This window comes from Anaerobacillus alkaliphilus (assembly GCF_004116265.1).
GTDB lineage: Bacteria > Bacillota > Bacilli > Bacillales > Anaerobacillaceae > Anaerobacillus > Anaerobacillus alkaliphilus.
This window is the reverse complement of record NZ_QOUX01000052.1, coordinates 1-1,317: the sequence shown is the minus strand read 5'-3', so window position 1 is coordinate 1,317 and position 1,317 is coordinate 1. Positions and strand designations below refer to the sequence as shown.

Below are 1,317 nucleotides of genomic sequence, written 5' to 3'. Positions count from 1 at the left end.
CGTCCTGAGCCAGGATCAAACTCTCCATAAAAGTGTTTGATATAGCTCAAAAATAATAATTCATTGACGAGATATTTACTATCTCTTTAATTCGCTTGGCTGTGTGTTCAGTTTTCAAAGAACAATTGTCCGCTGTTAGAAGCGACTTTATTAATATATCACAACAGTTAATATGTTGTCAATACTTTTATTGGTGGAGCCTAGCGGGATCGAACCGCTGACCTCCTGCGTGCAAGGCAGGCGCTCTCCCAGCTGAGCTAAGGCCCCAAAATTTAATGGTCGGGAAGACAGGATTTGAACCTGCGACCCCCTGGTCCCAAACCAGGTGCTCTACCAAGCTGAGCCACTTCCCGAGATGAATTATTAATTTATTTGCTCCTGCGGTCCAGTTGGTCCTCGTCGCATTGCTGCGAAGAAGCGTACTCGACGTTGTAGCAATGGTGCGCCCTGAGAGATTCGAACTCCCGACCTTTTGATTCGTAGTCAAACACTCTATCCAGCTGAGCTAAGGGCGCTCATGTTTTTTTGCTAAATAAATATTTTTGCTCCTACGCCACAAGTTTGCTCGTCGCATTGCCGCAACGAAGCTACTCAGGCAGTAGCAATGGTACCGAGGGCCGGACTTGAACCGGCACGATAGTCACCTACCGCAGGATTTTAAGTCCTGTGTGTCTGCCAATTCCACCACCCCGGCATAACGTAAAGACTTGCTTTTATAATATTAATTGGAGCGGAAGACGAGGCTCGAACTCGCGACCCCCACCTTGGCAAGGTGGTGTTCTACCACTGAACTACTTCCGCAAAAACCTTATGGTGCGGGTGAAGGGACTCGAACCCCCACGTCAAAGACACTAGATCCTAAGTCTAGCGCGTCTGCCAATTCCGCCACACCCGCATAAAGTTTATAAATGGTGAGCCATGAAGGATTCGAACCTTCGACCCTCTGATTAAAAGTCAGATGCTCTACCGACTGAGCTAATGGCTCTTATAATAAGAGTGCCGGCCAGAGGACTTGAACCCCCAACCTACTGATTACAAGTCAGTTGCTCTACCAATTGAGCTAGGCCGGCATATATAGATAAGGTTTTTTTCTTATGAAAAAAAATGGTGGAGGATGACGGGTTCGAACCGCCGACCCCCTGCTTGTAAGGCAGGTGCTCTCCCAGCTGAGCTAATCCTCCGTATATATAACCTAGCAACGTCCTACTCTCACAGGGGGAAACCCCCAACTACCATCGGCGCTGAAGAGCTTAACGATCGTGTTCGGCATGGGAACGAGTGTGACCTCTTCGCTATCGCCACTAGATTATGTTTGAA

9 tRNA genes and 1 rRNA gene are annotated in these 1,317 nt (G+C 47.9%); all 10 read right to left on the bottom strand.

Annotated features, from left to right (window positions below):
* Positions 1-191: 191 nt before the first annotated feature.
* Positions 192-267, bottom strand: a tRNA-Ala gene (locus DS745_RS24240).
* 9 nt (positions 268-276) lie between these two features.
* Positions 277-353: transfer RNA gene (locus tag DS745_RS24235), tRNA-Pro, on the bottom strand.
* Positions 354-438: 85 nt separating this feature from the next.
* A tRNA-Arg gene (locus DS745_RS24230) sits at positions 439-515 on the bottom strand.
* A 90-nt stretch (positions 516-605) separates the two neighbouring features.
* Positions 606-694: transfer RNA gene (locus DS745_RS24225), tRNA-Leu, on the bottom strand.
* Between the two features lie 32 nt (positions 695-726).
* Positions 727-801 (bottom strand) — tRNA-Gly (locus DS745_RS24220).
* A 10-nt stretch (positions 802-811) separates the two neighbouring features.
* Positions 812-895 (bottom strand) — tRNA-Leu (locus DS745_RS24215).
* A gap of 14 nt (positions 896-909) precedes the next feature.
* A tRNA-Lys gene (locus tag DS745_RS24210) sits at positions 910-985 on the bottom strand.
* Positions 986-997: 12 nt separating this feature from the next.
* Positions 998-1,070: transfer RNA gene (locus DS745_RS24205), tRNA-Thr, on the bottom strand.
* Between the two features lie 35 nt (positions 1,071-1,105).
* Positions 1,106-1,181, bottom strand: a tRNA-Val gene (locus tag DS745_RS24200).
* 9 nt (positions 1,182-1,190) lie between these two features.
* Positions 1,191-1,306: ribosomal RNA gene (gene rrf / locus DS745_RS24195) — 5S ribosomal RNA — on the bottom strand.
* Positions 1,307-1,317: the final 11 nt, after the last annotated feature.